Source organism: Streptomyces sp. NBC_00425 (assembly GCF_036030735.1).
Lineage (GTDB): Bacteria > Actinomycetota > Actinomycetes > Streptomycetales > Streptomycetaceae > Streptomyces.
Window position 1 is genome coordinate 9,651,626 of the sequence record NZ_CP107928.1, and the last position, 15,916, is coordinate 9,667,541.

Here is a 15,916-nt window from a genome sequence, read left to right on the forward strand (position 1 = left end):
GGCTGTTGCCGACCCCGCGTCTTCCCGCGCTGTCGCCGCTCACGGCGCCGACAGCCGACCGGGGCTCGTTCATCCCTCAGGAGGCCCGGCCATGAACGTTCCAGAAGCTCCCCGAACAGTGCCCGAAAGACCTGGCGGCGCGGATGACGACAGCGCCCGGCTGCACGAGCTCGGTTACGAGCAGGAGCTCGCCCGCACGCTCAGCCTGGCCGACGTCGTCATCTACGGCCTGATCTACATGGTGCCGCTCGCCCCCGTCGCGGTGTTCGGCATCGTCTACAACATGTCCGCCGGCGCCGTCGCCGCGGTGTACGTGGTGGCTGCGATCGCGATGTTGTTCAGTGCCATCAGCTACAAGGAGATGGCGGTCCGGTTCCCGGTCGCCGGCTCGGTCTACAGCTACGTACGGATGGGCAGCAACCGCTTCCTCGGGTTCGTCTCCGGGTGGGCCATCCTGCTCGACTACCTGCTGCTGCCCGCGCTGCTGTGTGTCTTCGCGGCCAGCGCGATGACCGGAGTGGTCTCCTGGGTGCCCGCCTGGATCTGGGTGGTGATCTTCGTCGCCGCGACCGCACTGATCAACATCATGGGCATCAGTGTCACCGCGACGATGAACAAGATCTTCCTCTACATCCAGCTGGTCGTGCTGGCCGTGTTCCTGGTCTGGGCGGCCGTGCTCATCCTCCAGGGCCGGGCGCATCTGTCACTCAACCCGTTCATCCCCGCGGACGGCGGTTCCTGGTCCCTGGTCCTCGGTGCGGTCCCCGTCGCCGCGCTCAGTTACATCGGCTTCGACGCGATCTCGACACTGAACGAGGAGGCAGAGGGCGGCGGCCGGACGGTCTCCAAGGCCACCATGATCGTCCTCTACCAGGTGACCGCGCTGTTCGTCGTGCAGGTCTTCGTGGCGGGCATCCTGGTCCCGACCGGGACGGAATTCGCCGACGGCGACCCGGTCAACAACGCCTTCTACAACGTGGTCGGCACGGCCATGGCGGGCTGGTTCAAGACGGTCCTCCTGCTGACCGCCGCCCTGATCGCGATCTTCGCCAACACCATCGCCTCCAACGCCACCTCCGCCCGCCTGGTCTTCAGCATGGCCCGCGACGGGCAGCTGCCGAAGTTCCTGTCGCGGGTCAGCGACAGGCACCAGGTCCCCCTCAACGCGATGATCTTCATCGCGCTCCTGTCGGTGGGAGTCGGCATCCTCGGCGTGGAGCAGTCGGGACTGCTGACCACCCTGGTGACCTTCGGCGCGATCACCGCCTACGTCCTCCTCCACGTCAGCGTCTTCACCCACTTCGTCGTCCGAGGCGGCAGCCGCCGCTTCTTCGTCCACTGGGTCTCCCCGATCCTCGGCGCCGCGCTCCTCCTGGTCGCGCTGTGGAACGCGGACCCCAACGCCAAGATCGTCGGCTCGTGCTGGCTCGTTATCGGCCTCTGCGTGGCGGCGTACTTCAAGCTCACCGGCCGTTCGCTCGGCGACTCCGACGCCTGACAGCGCTCCCGCTCACCGCCGGGCAGCACTCGGCATCGGCCCGAGACGCCGTCACCTTGAGGCACAGGCCAGCCCCAGTCGCGGCCCGGCGGTCGCGAGTCCCCTCACACAGGAAAGGCACCCTCCCGTGAGCCCATCGTCCTTGTCCCACCGCACCGCGACGGTGTCCCAGCAGCAAGAGGTGAACTGATGCGCACCGGTGCAGACCGCTCGGCAGAGCTGCTCGAAGTGTTCCGTCTGCGCAGCGAAGAGCGCCTGCGCAAGGAGTGCACCCATGAGGTCACCGCCGCCCATGACGCGGCTCCGTCGGGACCGCACGACGACCGCACGCAACGCGTGCTGCGGGCGCTGCGCAGCCTGCCCGTCTCGGGCAAGCACATCATCTTCTCCGAAGGCCCCGACGGCCCCTGGCGCGTGTCGAAGATCGCCCTGGGCATGCCGGGCAATCTGCTCCTGACCGAACAGTCCTTCGGGGACTACGAAGACGCCATGCGGTACATCTTCACCGCGCGTGCCGCGGCACTCCAGCAGAACTAGAAAGAAACGAGAAGGTCATGGCACTCGCGAGCGGCCGCACGACGACCCAGAACGTCTTCGGCTACACCGATCGCCTCGCCGCCCGCCCTGGCGAGCAACTGTCGTTCCACATCAGCTGTGAAGGCCCGCCGGCCTACGACGCCGCCCTGGTGCGCCTGCGGCACGGCTACGACGGGCAGGCGGGGCCCGGCTTCCTGGAGACCGAGGTCCCCTCCGCCATCGACGGCACGTACCCGGGGCAGTACTACGCCTGCCAGCCCGGCTCCTATGTCGAAGTCCCCGACCCAAAGGGCCTGCTGGCGACCCCTGACGCGCTGGTCATCCGCGCCTCCGTCTTCCCGACGCTGCCGCGCGACAACCGCTCGGGGAGTCTGGGCGCCTATCGGGTCAGCCAGAGCTCGGTCGGCTTCACCGGCGAACGCCAGGCGGTCATGGGCACCTGGGACGCGGCGACCATGACCGGCTGGGCCCTGCTGCTCGACGAGGGCAAGCCGTCTTTCGTATGGAGCGAGGGCGGTCAGCGGCGGACCCTCACCCTGGAACAGGAGCTGACGGCCCACCAGTGGTACCGGCTCGAGGTCGAACTGCCACGTTCGGAGGGGCAGATCACCCTGCGGCAGGCTCCGCTGGACCACTGCGCGGACCGGGTGGCACCGGCCGCCGCAGCCGCCGTACCCGAGCAGGCGAGCGCCCCCTCCTCGGCGGTCTGGACGGCTTCCTCGATGCCGTTCCGTATCGGCGCGCTGGCTCGCGGGGACGGTGACCGGCTGCTCGCGGCAACCGCGTTCAACGGGAAGATCGGTGGCATCCGCGTCGAACGCGCCACCGACGACGCCTCCAGGACGCGCGAGCCGGTTGCTGCCTGGCATTTCGGCCGCAGCGAGCGCCCCGACGGGCTGCTGCTGTGGGATGTGGTCGACGAGGGGCCGCACATGCTGCACGGCCGCTGCGTGAACGCGCCCGTCCGGGGCGTTACCGGGCCCACCTTCCAAGGTGTCGTGGAGGACTTCCGGCTCGCGCCGGACGAGTTCGACGCCATCCACTTCCATGACGACGACACCGCTGACGCCCAGTGGCCCGCGGCGTTCACCTTCGAGGTGCCCGAGGACCTGCCCAGCGGCGTCTACGCGGTGCGGCTGCGGGCCGAGGGCATCGAGCAGCACGTGCCCTTCCTCGTCGGGCCCGGCCGCCGGCGCAAGGACGTCGCCATCCTGTTCCCCACCGCGACCTACCTGGCTTACGCCAACGACCGGATCGCCTTCGAGGCGGACGGTATGGAGATGCTCCTCGGGCACACGCCCATCGTCCACAAGGAAGACCTGGTCCTGCAGGACCACCCCGAGTTCGGCCGCTCCCTGTACGAGATCCACAATGACGGGTCCGGCGTGGTGTTCGGCAGCGTCCGCCGCCCGCTGATCAGTCTGCAGCCGCGGTACCGGGCCTCGTTCATGAGCGAAGGTCCCTGGGGTCTGCCCGCCGACTTGTCCCTGGTGCACTGGCTGGAGACGACGGAGTGCGAGTTCGACGCCCTCAGCGACGAGGACCTCGACCGGGAAGGCTACGACCTGCTGCGCGAATACCGCGTTGTGATCACCGGAAGCCACCCCGAATACGTCACGCGGCGCGAGCTTGACGCCCTTGAGGAGTTCACCGCGAACGGCGGTCGGCTGATGTACCTGGGCGGCAACGGGTTCTTCGCGACAGTCTCCTACGACCCCGACGCCCCGCACCTGATGGAGCTGCGCCGGGCCGACGGCGGCACGCGCCCCCACCAGTCCCCCTTCGCCGAACGCCGCCACACCACCTCGGGCGAGGCCAGCGGCCTGTGGCGCAACAAGGGCAAGGCACCACAGCGTCTTGTAGGAGTAGGCATGGCGGCCCAGGGCTTCGACCGCTGCACCTACTACGAGCGCCTTGCGGACAGCCGGGATCCGCGTGCGGCCTTCATCTTCGAAGGCGTCGGCGAGAACGAGCTCCTGGGCGACTTCGGCATCATCGGTGGTGGCGCGGCCGGTGCCGAGATCGACTGCTGGAACCCGGCGCTCGGCTCGCCGCCCGGAACCCTGGTCCTGGCCACCTCCGGGCCCTTCTCCGACAGCTACCTGCTGGTGACCGAGGAGATCTTCGAGATGCTCCCGGGGATGGGCGGAACCGAGCAGCCGGCGGTCCGCGCGGACATGGTCTACTGCGCGCTGGAGGGCGGCGGCGGCTTCTTCTCGGTCGGATCCATCGCCTGGACCGGGTCGCTGTCCCACAACGGGTACGACAACAACATCGCGAAGATCACAGACAACGTACTGCGGCGCTTCCGCGACGAGAAGCCACTGGAGTAGGCCGCCCCTGTTGCCGAAGGTGATGCGCTCCGCCAGCCGGGCGCATCACCTTCCGAAATCCGGCTGCGCATCCAGCACATGGAGCAGGGGCACAGGCCACTCTCTGCGGCGGCTTCCGCGCTCCCGATACCCGGCACCGCTCTGGTGCTTGGCAGGAGTCGGGGCAAGTGGAAATTCACGGCCCTGGCAGCCGGTCAAATCGCCGCCGTGCTGGTGCTGCCGTCCTCATTCCCCGTCCCTGGCCCAGCGGCTGTCGTCCGACGTCGCCCCCAGGCAGCCGAAGCCAAAGAAGCACGCGAGGAACCACCAATGTGCCGACTGGAGACCCAGTGACCACCGTTCTGCGCACGCTGCGAAACTACATCGGCGGCGAGTCCCTGGACGCCGCCGAAGGGCAGACCATCGAGATCGTCAACCCGGTGACCGGCGAGTCCTACGCGACCTCGCCGTTGTCCGGCCGGGAGGACGTCGACGCCGCCATGGCCGCGGCCGCGGCCGCGTTCCCGGCGTGGCGCGACACCACCCCGGCCGAGCGACAGCGCCTGCTGCTGAAGATCGCGGACGCTTTCGAGGCAAGGGCCGGGGAACTCGTCGCCGTCGAGTCCGAGAACACTGGCAAGCCCCTAGGGCTGACGGCGAGCGAAGAGGTGCCACCGATGGTGGACCAGATCCGCTTTTTCGCCGGCGCCGCGCGCCTGCTGGAGGGCCGATCGGCCGGTGAGTACATGGACGGCATGACCTCCATCGTCAGGCGTGAGCCCGTCGGGGTCTGCGCGCAGGTCGCACCGTGGAACTACCCGATGCTGATGGCGGTCTGGAAGTTCGCCCCGGCGCTCGCCGCAGGCAATACGGTGGTCCTGAAGCCGTCGGACACCACCCCGGCCTCTACCCTGCTGATGGCCGCGATCATCGGGTCCATCCTGCCCAAGGGCGTATTCAACGTCGTCTGCGGTGACCGCGACACCGGCAGCCTGATGGTTGAACACCCCACCCCGGCGATGGTCTCCATCACCGGCTCCGTACGAGCCGGCAGGCAAGTCGCCGAGTCCGCGGCCAGGGACGTCAAGCGCGTTCACCTGGAGCTGGGCGGCAAGGCGCCGGTCGTCGTATTCGCCGACGCCGACATCGCCCAGGCCGTCGAGTGCATCTCGGTGGCCGGCTTCTTCAACGCCGGTCAGGACTGCACGGCCGCGACCCGCGTCCTCGTGCAGGAGTCGGTTCACGACGAGTTCGTGACGGCGCTGGCGAGGGCCGCCACCGGCACAAAGACCGGCCGACCCGACGACCCGGACGTTCTGTGCGGACCGCTCAACAACGCCAACCAGCTCACGCAGGTCTCCGGCTTCATCGAGCGTCTGCCCGCCCACGCCAAGATCGAGGCAGGCGGCCATCGCGTCGGCAACAAGGGCTATTTCTACGCCCCCACCGTCGTCTCCGGCCTCAAGCAGGACGACGAGATCATCCAGAACGAGGTGTTCGGCCCGGTCATCACGGTCCAGCCCTTCCGCGACGAGGCACAGGCCCTGGATTACGCCAACGGCGTCGACTACGCCCTGGCCTCGTCGGTGTGGACCAAGGACCACGCACGCGCGATGCGCATGTCCAAAACGATGGACTTCGGCTGCGTGTGGATCAACACCCACATCCCACTGGTCGCCGAGATGCCCCATGGCGGCTTCAAACAATCCGGCTACGGCAAGGATCTGTCCGCGTACGGCTTCGAGGACTACACCCGTATCAAGCACGTCATGACGTCACTGGACGCGTGACGCCCGCGCCGACGCCGCCAGTGCCAAGCCGGATCGCCCAGCCGGGATCCCGACATCCGCCCGAAGTGAGGAAGGGATCCGCCGCGGAGGAGTCCGAGAACCCCTCTGAACTGGAGCAACGTCCGGGGAGCCGGGTTCTCCTCGTCCATCCTGGACGCGTTCGGGACACAAGGATAGGAACAGACCGATCTCCAGCCAGATCTGGTTCCGGGCGAAGTCGTGCAGGGGGAGGTTGCGCAGGCCGGTGTCATGGGCGTTGCGGATGCGGTCCTTGCAGCGGGCGCGCTGGCGGTGGCTCAGCTCGAGCCCGGCGATCGCCTTGCCGGGGGTGTTGGTAGGTAGCAAGCAGGTGATGCGCATGCCGTCGGCGTCGGTGAAGCGGAGTTGGGCGCCGGAGTGTGGACGTTCCTCGCGGACGATCAGGCGCATCCCCTTCGGCAACCCGTCAGGCAGTCCCGGCGAGTTCGGCGACCCAGGCGCCGTCGCGGATCTGGCAGTCCGGATCGACGGCGGGTGTCCAGGCCGATGTCGCGATCTTCAGTACGGCGTGTTGGGTGGTATCGGTGATGGTCCTGCCGACCGAGTAGGACAGCCACCGGCCGCGTGCGGTGAGCCAGTCGAGGAACTCGTTGGTGCCGCCGCCGGAGTCGGTGCGGATCAGGGTGCGGCGCCCGCGCCGGTAGGTCTTGGGGAGGTGAGCCAGGGCCAGTTCGGTGGCGGTGCTGCGGTCGGCGGCGGTGTTGCTGCCCGCCTTCCCCGCCCTGGGCGCAGACGACCGGCTCACCGGCACCGCCCGCCCCGTGGTCGACGAAACCCCATGATCGGATGGTGGCCGAATGTCCGCTTCTAGGTCGCGGTGACATCCTTCTTGTCGGAGTGCGCGATCACCAGCACCCGTCCAGGTCCACGATCACCTGTCCGCTCGCGGACCTGGGAGCGGGCCCGGCGGAACGCGGTCAGCGCCCGCTTCCCGCCCGTGTCGATGAGGCGGGAGCCCGTCGGGTCGGAGGCCACCGGCCCGAACAACGCCGGCTCGGCCCGCAGCGGCGCGGCGGCCGCCGGGGGGCGTCCGGGTGGAGCTGGCGGCGCTCTGGGATGCCGTGTCGGCCCAGCGCTCGGGGCGGGTGTGGGTGAGTGCTTCGGCGGTGCTGTGGGTGGGGGCGGCGGTCAGGTCGTGGGTGGTCGCCGCGTCCGTCGAAGTCTGCGCAGCGAAGGAGCCGCAGTGCTGTCGATCGTCCAGGAGCTCTCCGGCCACCGCGATCTCGGCGGGCTGCGCACGGTGGTGGTGCCCTTCGATACCACCGTGCTCCGCCGGCGAACGTTCAGGACGAACCGGTAGCCGCAACCTCGGGCGGGTGGCGCCGATCGCTGTGCTCGACGTATCGGGGATCAGCGAAGCCGCCCGCTCCGCTAACATGTTCGAGCTCACGAGAATTATGTTGAAATGACAAAACGGCTGAAAAATTGATATCTAGGGTAATGCAGGGCTCCGAGCGAATAAGCGGTCGTCTTCGGGCAGTTCCATGGCGTCAACCACGCGGTATGTTGCGGGTCGCGGTGACTGTGGCGGGCCTCGGATTTCTCATCGCACTGGAGATCGCCTCGCGCCGATACGGCGAGCGGGGGCCGATCACCGACCAGGCGCGAGAGGTGATCTTCGCCCCCAGGTCGGGGACCGTGCTGTACGCCGGCATGGCGTTGATGATGGTGGTGCTCACCTGGCGCCAGCGGTTCATCGCGTTCGGCGCGGCGGTCGTCATCGACGTCGTTTTCTGGCTCGTGCGGTGGGCTGTCGGCGCCGAGACGATGTTCGGCAACGGTGCGTTGTGGGTGACATTGGCCTACGGTGTCATCGCCGTCACGCGCCGAACCGGACAGGACCGTGTCCTGCTGCTGAAGGGCGTGGGACTGGCCCTGCTGCTGGTGGCCGGCCGTAAGACCGGCTTCGCCTGGCTGCTGATCACGGCGAAGACCCGCCCGACGGTGCTGGACCAGTACGTGGCCACCGCCGATCACGCCTTGGGCAACCCGTCGTGGGTGGCGGGCCGGATCGTCGTGGCCACCGGCACGGTCGGCGCTCACATTCTCGAATGGGTCTACATCCAGCTCGCGGTCGCGGCGGTCGCGGTCGCGCTGTACCAACTGCGCCATGTGGCGGTCGAGCGCCGCTTCCCGGGCCATCATCTGGTGCGCACCTTCCTGGTCATCGGCCTGCTGGGACCCGGCATCTACATGATCTTCCCGGTGGTCGGACCGGTGTTCGCCTACGGTGGTGACGGGGGGCACTGGGCCGTGGCCAACCTGTGGCCGGACACGCCGCCGCCGGTCGGCACTCCACAGCCGATGCCTTTCAACCACATCACCCCGCGCAACTGCATGCCCAGTCTGCATACCGCATGGGCCACCGCGATCTTCATCCATGCCCTCAAAGGCCCGTGGGTGCTGCGGTTCGCAGGCGCGTTCTGGCTGATCGCCACTCTGGGCGCAACGCTGGGCTTCGGCTACCACTACGGCGCGGACATCATCGCCGGTGTGGTGTTCACCCTCACGATCGATATGGCGCTGAGCTCGCTCGACCGCGGCTGGGACCGGTCGGCGAAGCGGTTCGTCGTCTACGGCGCGGCGGTCTTCACTGCGTTCTTGACGTCCTACCGCTATCTGTCGACGGAGATGGCCGCCCATCCGTGGGTGTTCGGCCCGCTGCTCATTGTGGCAACGGCCTCAGTGGTCTACGGCTATGTACGGATCACCAGGCTGTCGCGGCTGACGGCCGTACCGGCCCACCTGCCGGAACCCCCACGCGAACGGCAGCCCGAACCGGTCTGATCCGATGCGCGACCGGAGGAGTGAGGCAGGGCGTCTCACTGGCTGTTCTCTGTCCGCTCGGGTGGTCGGCGGGGATCGTACAGGGGCCTGGTTCGGGTGAGGCGGCCGGCGCAGACGCATGGAGGAAGGGCCTCTTGGCAGCTCGCGGATGTCGAGTCCAGTGAGGAGCAAGAGGCCCTGTTGCCGAAGTGCCGCGTGGCAGTGGTTGCCGGGTCCAGTCCGTGCACTCGTGGGTGTGGTTGTCTCGCTCGCAGGTTCGGGAACGCGGCCGACCGGCCTGGGCGTCAGCCTTGTTATGGCTCGGACATGAGTGATGCCGAGTGGGGTGTGGTGAAGGATCTGCTGCCGGTTTTGGGCCGGCTGGCGGGCCGAGGCGGTCGGCCGGAGGGGTGCTGTCATCGGCAGATGATCGACGCGGTGCGCTATCTAGTCGACGACGGCATCAAGTGTCGGGCGATGCGTGTGGACTCTACGCCTTGGCCGCGGGTCTATGCCCGCTTCGCGCGCTGGCGGAACAGCGGGCTGGTGGGCGAGCTGCATGATCACCTGCACCAGGTCGTTCGCCGGGCCGAAGGCCGTGGCCCGGAGCCGAGTGCGGTGGTGGTGGACTCGCCGTCGGTGAAGGCGGACGCCACCGTCGCTCACACGTCACGCGGTTTCGATGCGGGCAGGAAGACATCCGATGCGAAGAACGTGTCAAGCGGCGAGGGCAAGACGGGTTCTCGCGAGGTCGGGAAGGCTACGGCCTCGTTGAACGGGACATGGTGAGCCAGGCAGTGGTGGAGGCAGCCGATCATCCGGTTGAAGAGGTTCCTCTGAGCGGCTGCGTGCCGGTCTCCGGCCTCACGTCGGCGGTCGTAGTGAGCCCGCGCTCCCTCTGGATGGGCCATCGCTGAGAAGGCCCACATATAGCCGACGCCGGCCTGCCGCTGATTCTTCACCCTGCGGGCCGCGACGAACACGCTCTTGCCGCAGGCCCGGGTGACCGGGGCGGAACCCGCGTACGCCTTCAGACCTCTGGCGTCGGCGAACCGAGGCCGGTCGTCGCCGATCTCGGCCAGAACCCGAGCTCCGCTGAGCGGCCCCAGCCCTGGGAAACCGGTGATGATTTCGGCACCAGCATGTGCCTCGAACGCCTGCACCGCAGCCTCGGCAAGATCATCGGCGCTCGCGCACGCGGCTTCCAACTGCCGCAGCAGCGCAAGTGCCTGGCGCCCCATGGCCTCCTCGACAAGGGGAAGATGGCGCATCTGCGATGCGCGAAGTGCGCTGTGCAGACGCTGTGTGCTTCTTCCGGTGTTCGTGCTGGTCAGGCGGGTGGATCTGGCGGACGTGATAGGGTCCGCGCTGGTCTGGAAGGCATCCGGGGCGGGAGCGAGGACGATCGCCGCGCGACTGGGGCGGCCGTTGGACACGGTGCGGGGCTGGCTGCGCCGGTTCGAGTACAGGGCTGAGCACGTTCGCGTGTACTTCACGGTGCTGGTGGAGACCGGCATCGATCCGGTCCCACCCGCGCCGACGGCCACGCCGTTCGCGGAGGCGGTCGCGGCGGTGGTCGGGGCCTGGCGTCGGCCGTCTCGCGCTGGCCGGACGTCGGCGAGGTGTCGCCCTGGCGGACGGCCGCGGCCGCGAGTGGGGGGCGGTTACTGTCGCCGAGCTGGACTTGATCGCCGATCAACCCCAACTGCTCCTGATCCCCAGCCTGTTGTTCCTGACAGCCTCGGCGGGCCCATGCCCGTGACGAGTCGTCAGGAAGGTTGAGATGTCGCAGACCAACGACGAGGAGTTCTTGAACCCGGTGCGTCGAAGCATGCGGCGCCGCAGAGGCGCCGCTGCTCGACCCGGAGCGCGTTTTTGCCGCCCGGCTACCGTGGTGACGCTCCGCCAACCCCGACCCTCCATCAGGGAAACCCCCGGATCTCCCCTGGGCGCAGGGCCATCTCGTGGGATGAGGAAAGCGAGTCGCGGGGGCGGGACACTTGAGCGATCGGACCTCAAGATCGAAGGGTCAACAGCCAATGTTCAGCGAGAAGTCCTCGCGTCAGTTATGTCGGGTGTTCGTGGCGCTCGCCGTGGTTCTTGTCATCTGGATCTTCCAGATGGGAGCTGCACCACGCGGCCACGCCGAGGTGCGCAACTGGTCCAGTTCCTGGATCGGACTCGACATTCTGGAAGTCCTCGGGCTGCTCGCGACCGCCATCCTGCTTCGCGCCCGCTCGGCCTACCTGGCTCCGGTCGCTTCCGCAGCTGCCACGCTGTTCGCCCTCGATGCTTGGTTCGACGTGATGACCGCCCTTGCCGGGACTGACTGGTACATCGCGGTGGGATTTGCGGCTGTCGCGGAGATCCCGCTGGCCGTGACGCTCGGCGCCATCGCGATAATCGCACCACGTCGTGTCCCTCCCGAAAACCGGGGCGTGGCGCGGGTTCACACTTCACGACAGAGTTGAAAGACACTACTGAACCACCGGCACCATGCCGACGAAAACGACACCTTGCCGACGACCGGCCCGGCCGCACCCATGCGGGTGGGCCGTCGCCGTCCCAGTTCTTCGGCACCGTGAACGCCGCCTTCATGGGCATTTTTGACGCCGGGCACCACACGGTCTGGGCCGACGGCTGCTGCACCGGCCACCTCACCGACTGGACCAGTCAGAACCTCGGCCTGGTCCTGGACGTCGTCCGCCGTCCGGACGGCGTCCAGGGATTCCAGGTGCGTCCTGGCCGGTGTGACTTTATCCATGAGAACGGGGTTCTGGCACTGATCTTGGGGAGCCGTCGCGGAGAGTCATCGCAGCGTTCGAGGGTGGGGGTGTCCTATCTCGTCCAGTGGAGGGGTCTACTCAGCGAATCCAGTTGGTTGGCTGGCGCGGCCCCTTATTCAGTCTCCGAATGTTCTTGGCGTAGGTGCTCAGAGCGGGATTGGAGGATGTCCAGGGCCTCGTGGATCGAGCAGCCGAGGTGGTCTCGCAACAGCTTGATGGACTTGATGGTCATGCCGCTGAGGATCTCGTTGTCCGCGAAGGAGAGCGGGCCGGCCGTCCAGGGGGCGGATGCGGGATCTCCACCGGGCCAGTCGTCGTCGGTCAGGGTGGCGAGCAGGCGGCCGTCTGAGAGCGCCACCGCCACGTCCATGCCGCGGGCCGCCTTCTCCGTGAAGACAACGGGTGCAGTGCGGTCCAGGAGCAAGACGAAGTGCTGGGCAATACGCTGCCGCCACTCATCGAGCTCGCCGTCGCCGTCCAGGCGCAGGTTGGAGTGCCAGGCTGCCTGGGCGAGAACCGATACGAACACCCCGAGGAAGTCCGACTTCAGCAGGTCGTCCGCGTGCTCGATCAGAATCGCGAGGCCCTGGTTCCCGTGGCCGGGACCGTGCCAGTCGTGAAGGCAGTCCACGAGAGCGTCCCAGTTGTGGCCGAAGTAACCGAGGAACGACAGCTCCCGGGCGAAGGTGCGGAAGACGGACGCCGGATCCCGCATTTCCCGGCCGTCCAGCCGCAGGACCAGACCGTTTCGCTGCACGAGCGCGGCCGTTTCCGACGCCAGCCATGGGTCGGCCGGGGAGGTGAACACGACCCATGGGGAGCGGTGTTCCGTCAGAGTGGGCTTGGTCATCATGGGTGAGATCCTTGCAGGCATTCGCTCGGAGCCCGAGCGATTAAAGGAGGGCAGATGGTGCTCGACGAGCACCGTCCGCCCAGGTCAGGAGGCTGCCGATGACCATCTTCAATGAGAACGGCCAGCGGGAGGGTTGAGCTTCGGCGCCGTCCTTGTATTGCTGGGCTACTGCAGCAGGATCATCTTCCGCAGCAGGTGGAAGACAGCTCGTCCGTAGATCTGCCTTTTGATCTTCTTGATGCGGTTGACGGCCACGCCGGATCCCGCAGAGACGTTGGCCTCTGAGAAAACCTCACTGATCGACGGCATACGGTTTCGGGTCCGCACCGGCATCCCCTGGCGGGACATACCCGTCGAGTACGGCCATGGGGCCGGGTGTGCGACCTCTTCCGCCGGTGGCAGCGTAACGGCACCTGGCAGCGGATCTTCACCGAACTGCAGGGCCGGGCCGAGGCCAAGGGCCTGATCAACTGGGACATCAACGTCGATTCCACCATCGTCCGCGCCCACCAGCACGCCGCCGGTGCGCTGAAAGGGGGGATCTCCAGAAGGAGCCGCCCGGCGGCACGACCGTCGAACCGGCCGACCACGGACTCGGACGCTCGCGCGGGGGCCTGACTACCAAGCTGCATCTGGCTGTCGAGCAACGGCAAAAGGAAATGTCGATCGTCATCACGGCGGGGCAGCGCGGCGACTCTCCGCAGTTCGAGCCCGTATTGGAGAAAGTCCGCGTGCCCCGCATCGGGCCCGGCCGACCACGCACCCGACCCAATCGAGTGCGCGCCGACAAGGCGTACGCCTCCCGGAAGAACCGCGCCTACCTGCGACGTCGCGGGATCCGCTGCACCATCCCAGACAAGGCCGACCAAACCCGCAACCGCAAGAAGCGCGGTTCTCGCGGCGGCCGGCCACCGAAGTTCGACCCGGTTGACTACCGTGAGCGCCACGCGGTCGAATGCGGCATCAACCGCCTCGAGAGGCACCGGGCCGTGGCCACGAGGTACGACAAGTTGGCTGTGCGCTACGAGGCAACCGTACCGGTCGCTGCGATCAACGAGTGGCTGTGACCTGCGACGTCAGGTCAGGCTACGGCGTGCCACAGCGAGAAACTCCGCCTTGAACGGCTCCAGGCGCTCGGCCAGGCTCCCCTCCTCACGTTCCTGCCAGACCACTTGATTAAGAGCGCGGGCGTAGGCGGTCGTCGGCGAGTGAAGGCCAGGGGCACACAGCAACTCGATGCTCTTCTCGGCTATTCGAAGACCGTCCATCGCCGGCCTGGCCGTCACATACCAGTCATCACCGACCTCCCATTGAGGCGGCCGCGCATGGGCCACGCCTTCAGCCTCCAGTGCGCACCGGATGAACTCCAGCACGGTCCTGATCTGCTCGGCACGTCGCTCCTCCGCCCGCGCCGCAACACGCCTTTGTTCTTCAGCCCGGTCAGCTGCCCGCTGCGTCGTCCGCTGGGTCAGATACGTCAACGCACCACCTACAGCCACACCGACCATCGAAATCGCTGGGGTCCACAAGTCTCCTGCCACGGCCGACTACTACCAGTACCTGCCCATCAACCGCTGCCGATCTTGCGAGACAGGTTTGTAAGCGCAGAGGCCGAGCCGCTCCAAGAGCCACTTCCGATACACGCGCAAGCTCGGCTTTATGGGGTGGGTCTACGGTCTGGGGTCATGAGCATGCATGACAGTGACGGAGAACTGTGGGTGCGGCGTTTTCATCCGGTTGCGGTCAGGTCGGTGCGGTTGGTGTGTCTGCCGCATGCGGGTGGTACGGCGTCGTCTTTCTTCTCTTATTCGCGGGTCCTCGCGGCGTATGCGGATGTGTTGGCTGTGCAGTATCCCGGGCGTCAGGACCGGCGGCATGAGCCTGCGTTGACGTCGGTGGATGCTCTGGTGGAGGAGATCTTCGACGTGCTGTGGCCCTATGACGACCTGCCGTTGGTTTTGTTCGGTCACAGTATGGGCGGGATCCTGGGTTTTGAGACGGCGCGCCGGTTGGAGCGGGCGGGGCGGCCGCCGTTGGGTCTCATCGTGTCGGGGCGGCGTGCTCCTGACGTGTATGCCGAGGGCGATGTGCATACGCGTGGCGATGAGGCGTTGATCGCGGAGATGAGTGCGTTGTCCGGGACGGATCCGGGGGTGCTGGCCGATGAGGAGATCCTGCGGATGGTTCTGCCGGCGATGCGCGCTGATTTCACCGCGATCGAGACCTACCGTTACCGGCCTGGCGGTCCGGGGGCTGCGCTCAGCTGTCCGGTGAGTGTTTTGACGGGGGAGTCCGATCCGCGGGTCGGTCTCGAGCAGGCCATGGCGTGGCGGGACTTCACCAGCGGTCTGTTCACGTTCCGTAGTTTCCCCGGCGGGCATTTCTTCCTGACCCCGCAGCAGGACGCGGTCACCGCGGCCATCGCTGAGGATCTTGGCCGGCTCGCCCAGCCCGCCGTCCGCTGAACCGCCCACGCCGTGACAGACCGCAGAGGGTGCACGGCGTTCGGCAGGTGGACTCTGTGCCGCCGTCGTCGGTTGTCGCGCGGCGGCCACCGTGGCCCTGGCCCGGGCGACGCAGCAGGGCCTGCGGGAGGCCGCCGGCCGGCGGGTTGTCGAGGTGGTGCGGCCCGCTTCCAGCCCCTGGTTGATCATCATCGGTGACGTGGGTGACGTGGGTGACGTGGGTGACGTGGGTGATGTCGGTGAGGGGTGAGGGGGTGTCTGGGCGCGGTGCGGGCCGTGCGGCCGTCCGGTGAACGGTTCACGCACCGTCCTCGCGCAGCCCCGGAAGCTGTGGGCTGCGCATCCGGTCCGGCGAGGCGTCCGCCTGTGGGGGTGGACCGCGAGTCTGCCCGTCGAGAGGTATGCCACCCGCGTGGACTGCCGGCCGGGCAGGGACGCTGTGGCGCGCGGGTCGCCGTTCAGGCAAGAGCGCTGTGGTGCGGGGATCGTCGTCTGCGGCTGTGTGCGCATTCGTCGCCGCGGGGGCTGCGGGATTTCGTCCGGCGCGACTGTTCGCCGGTGGGGCGGATTGCGAGTCTGCCCGTCGATAGGCATGCCACCGGCGTGGGTCGTCGTGCAGGCAGGAACGCTGTGGCGCGCGGATCATCGTCCGAGCAGCTGCGCTGTGGTGTGGGGATCGTTGTCCCGGGTTTTGCCGTTCATCCGCCCGTCCCGCGGTGCGACGGCGGGCGCTTGGAGGGGACTGCCGGCCGGCCCGGCCGGGGGCCCCGGCCCTGCGCGCGCCGTGCCCCGCACCCTCCTGCCGGAACAGCGGGCCCTGCACCGGTGTCGGCGCCGTGCCCCGGCAGCGCACCGGCGTCGGCGCTGTCG

Annotated in this window: 12 protein-coding genes and 2 pseudogenes; 10 read left to right on the plus strand and 4 right to left on the minus strand. The window is 67.9% G+C overall.

What is annotated here, in order from left to right:
* Nucleotides 1–91: 91 nt before the first annotated feature.
* The 4 genes from OHS82_RS42845 to OHS82_RS42860 all read left to right on the plus strand — a co-directional run bounded on the left by OHS82_RS42845 (nucleotide 92) and on the right by OHS82_RS42860 (nucleotide 6,137).
* Nucleotides 92–1,498 (plus strand): APC family permease, encoded by a 1,407-nt coding sequence (locus OHS82_RS42845; RefSeq protein WP_057584820.1) that lies wholly within the window; start codon nucleotides 92–94, stop codon nucleotides 1,496–1,498.
* Nucleotides 1,499–1,687: 189 nt separating this feature from the next.
* Nucleotides 1,688–2,035: a hypothetical protein gene (locus tag OHS82_RS42850; protein WP_328435990.1), complete on the plus strand. Its 348-nt coding sequence runs from the start codon at nucleotides 1,688–1,690 to the stop codon at nucleotides 2,033–2,035.
* Between the two features lie 17 nt (nucleotides 2,036–2,052).
* Nucleotides 2,053–4,368: a N,N-dimethylformamidase beta subunit family domain-containing protein gene (locus tag OHS82_RS42855; protein WP_328435991.1), complete on the plus strand. Its 2,316-nt coding sequence runs from the start codon at nucleotides 2,053–2,055 to the stop codon at nucleotides 4,366–4,368.
* Between the two features lie 329 nt (nucleotides 4,369–4,697).
* Nucleotides 4,698–6,137: a gamma-aminobutyraldehyde dehydrogenase gene (locus OHS82_RS42860; protein ID WP_057584817.1), complete on the plus strand. Its 1,440-nt coding sequence runs from the start codon at nucleotides 4,698–4,700 to the stop codon at nucleotides 6,135–6,137.
* A gap of 186 nt (nucleotides 6,138–6,323) precedes the next feature.
* On the opposite strand, the pseudogene OHS82_RS42865 reads toward OHS82_RS42860, so the two are convergent.
* Nucleotides 6,324–7,196 (minus strand): annotated as a pseudogene (locus OHS82_RS42865) (transposase); the annotation flags it as partial.
* Nucleotides 7,197–7,679: 483 nt separating this feature from the next.
* Between OHS82_RS42865 and OHS82_RS42870 the strand changes: the two are divergent.
* Entirely contained in the window at nucleotides 7,680–8,963 is a 1,284-nt protein-coding gene (locus OHS82_RS42870) for a phosphatase PAP2 family protein (protein WP_328435992.1), read from the plus strand.
* Between the two features lie 306 nt (nucleotides 8,964–9,269).
* Nucleotides 9,270–9,443, plus strand: a pseudogene (locus OHS82_RS43675) (transposase); the annotation flags it as partial.
* A gap of 161 nt (nucleotides 9,444–9,604) precedes the next feature.
* On the opposite strand, the gene OHS82_RS43680 reads toward OHS82_RS43675, so the two are convergent.
* Entirely contained in the window at nucleotides 9,605–10,459 is an 855-nt protein-coding gene (locus OHS82_RS43680; RefSeq protein WP_443061824.1) for a transposase, read from the minus strand.
* A gap of 522 nt (nucleotides 10,460–10,981) precedes the next feature.
* On the opposite strand from OHS82_RS43680, the gene OHS82_RS42885 reads away from it, so the two are divergent.
* Nucleotides 10,982–11,413, plus strand: a complete 432-nt coding sequence (locus OHS82_RS42885) for a hypothetical protein (RefSeq protein ID WP_057584813.1) — start codon at nucleotides 10,982–10,984, stop codon at nucleotides 11,411–11,413.
* A gap of 427 nt (nucleotides 11,414–11,840) precedes the next feature.
* Here the strand turns inward: OHS82_RS42885 and OHS82_RS42890 are convergent, their stop codons facing one another.
* On the minus strand, nucleotides 11,841–12,536 hold the full coding sequence (locus tag OHS82_RS42890) for a barstar family protein (protein WP_328435993.1): 696 nt from the start codon (nucleotides 12,534–12,536) through the stop codon (nucleotides 11,841–11,843).
* A 420-nt stretch (nucleotides 12,537–12,956) separates the two neighbouring features.
* Between OHS82_RS42890 and OHS82_RS42895 the strand changes: the two genes are divergently transcribed.
* Both OHS82_RS42895 and OHS82_RS42900 read left to right on the plus strand, forming a co-directional pair.
* Nucleotides 12,957–13,199: a hypothetical protein gene (locus OHS82_RS42895; protein WP_328435994.1), complete on the plus strand. Its 243-nt coding sequence runs from the start codon at nucleotides 12,957–12,959 to the stop codon at nucleotides 13,197–13,199.
* Nucleotides 13,200–13,213: 14 nt separating this feature from the next.
* A complete protein-coding gene (locus OHS82_RS42900) occupies nucleotides 13,214–13,648 on the plus strand; it encodes a transposase (protein WP_443061843.1) in 435 nt (144 codons plus the stop codon).
* A 9-nt stretch (nucleotides 13,649–13,657) separates the two neighbouring features.
* Here the strand turns inward: OHS82_RS42900 and OHS82_RS42905 are convergent, their stop codons facing one another.
* Nucleotides 13,658–14,062, minus strand: a complete 405-nt coding sequence (locus tag OHS82_RS42905; RefSeq protein WP_157876489.1) for a hypothetical protein — start codon at nucleotides 14,060–14,062, stop codon at nucleotides 13,658–13,660.
* A 204-nt stretch (nucleotides 14,063–14,266) separates the two neighbouring features.
* Between OHS82_RS42905 and OHS82_RS42910 the strand changes: the two genes are divergently transcribed.
* Entirely contained in the window at nucleotides 14,267–15,046 is a 780-nt protein-coding gene (locus OHS82_RS42910; protein WP_328435995.1) for a thioesterase II family protein, read from the plus strand.
* The last annotated feature ends 870 nt before the right edge of the window (nucleotides 15,047–15,916 follow it).

Coding starts and splice junctions, on each gene's coding strand:
- OHS82_RS42845 (WP_057584820.1), top strand. CDS start 92: ATGAACGTTCCAGAAGCTCCCCGAACAGTGCCCGAAAGACCTGGCGGC.
- OHS82_RS42850 (WP_328435990.1), top strand. CDS start 1,688: ATGCGCACCGGTGCAGACCGCTCGGCAGAGCTGCTCGAAGTGTTCCGT.
- OHS82_RS42855 (WP_328435991.1), top strand. CDS start 2,053: ATGGCACTCGCGAGCGGCCGCACGACGACCCAGAACGTCTTCGGCTAC.
- OHS82_RS42870 (WP_328435992.1), top strand. CDS start 7,680: ATGTTGCGGGTCGCGGTGACTGTGGCGGGCCTCGGATTTCTCATCGCA.
- OHS82_RS43680 (WP_443061824.1), bottom strand. CDS start 10,459: ATGCCGGTCTCCACCAGCACCGTGAAGTACACGCGAACGTGCTCAGCC.
- OHS82_RS42885 (WP_057584813.1), top strand. CDS start 10,982: ATGTTCAGCGAGAAGTCCTCGCGTCAGTTATGTCGGGTGTTCGTGGCG.
- OHS82_RS42910 (WP_328435995.1), top strand. CDS start 14,267: ATGAGCATGCATGACAGTGACGGAGAACTGTGGGTGCGGCGTTTTCAT.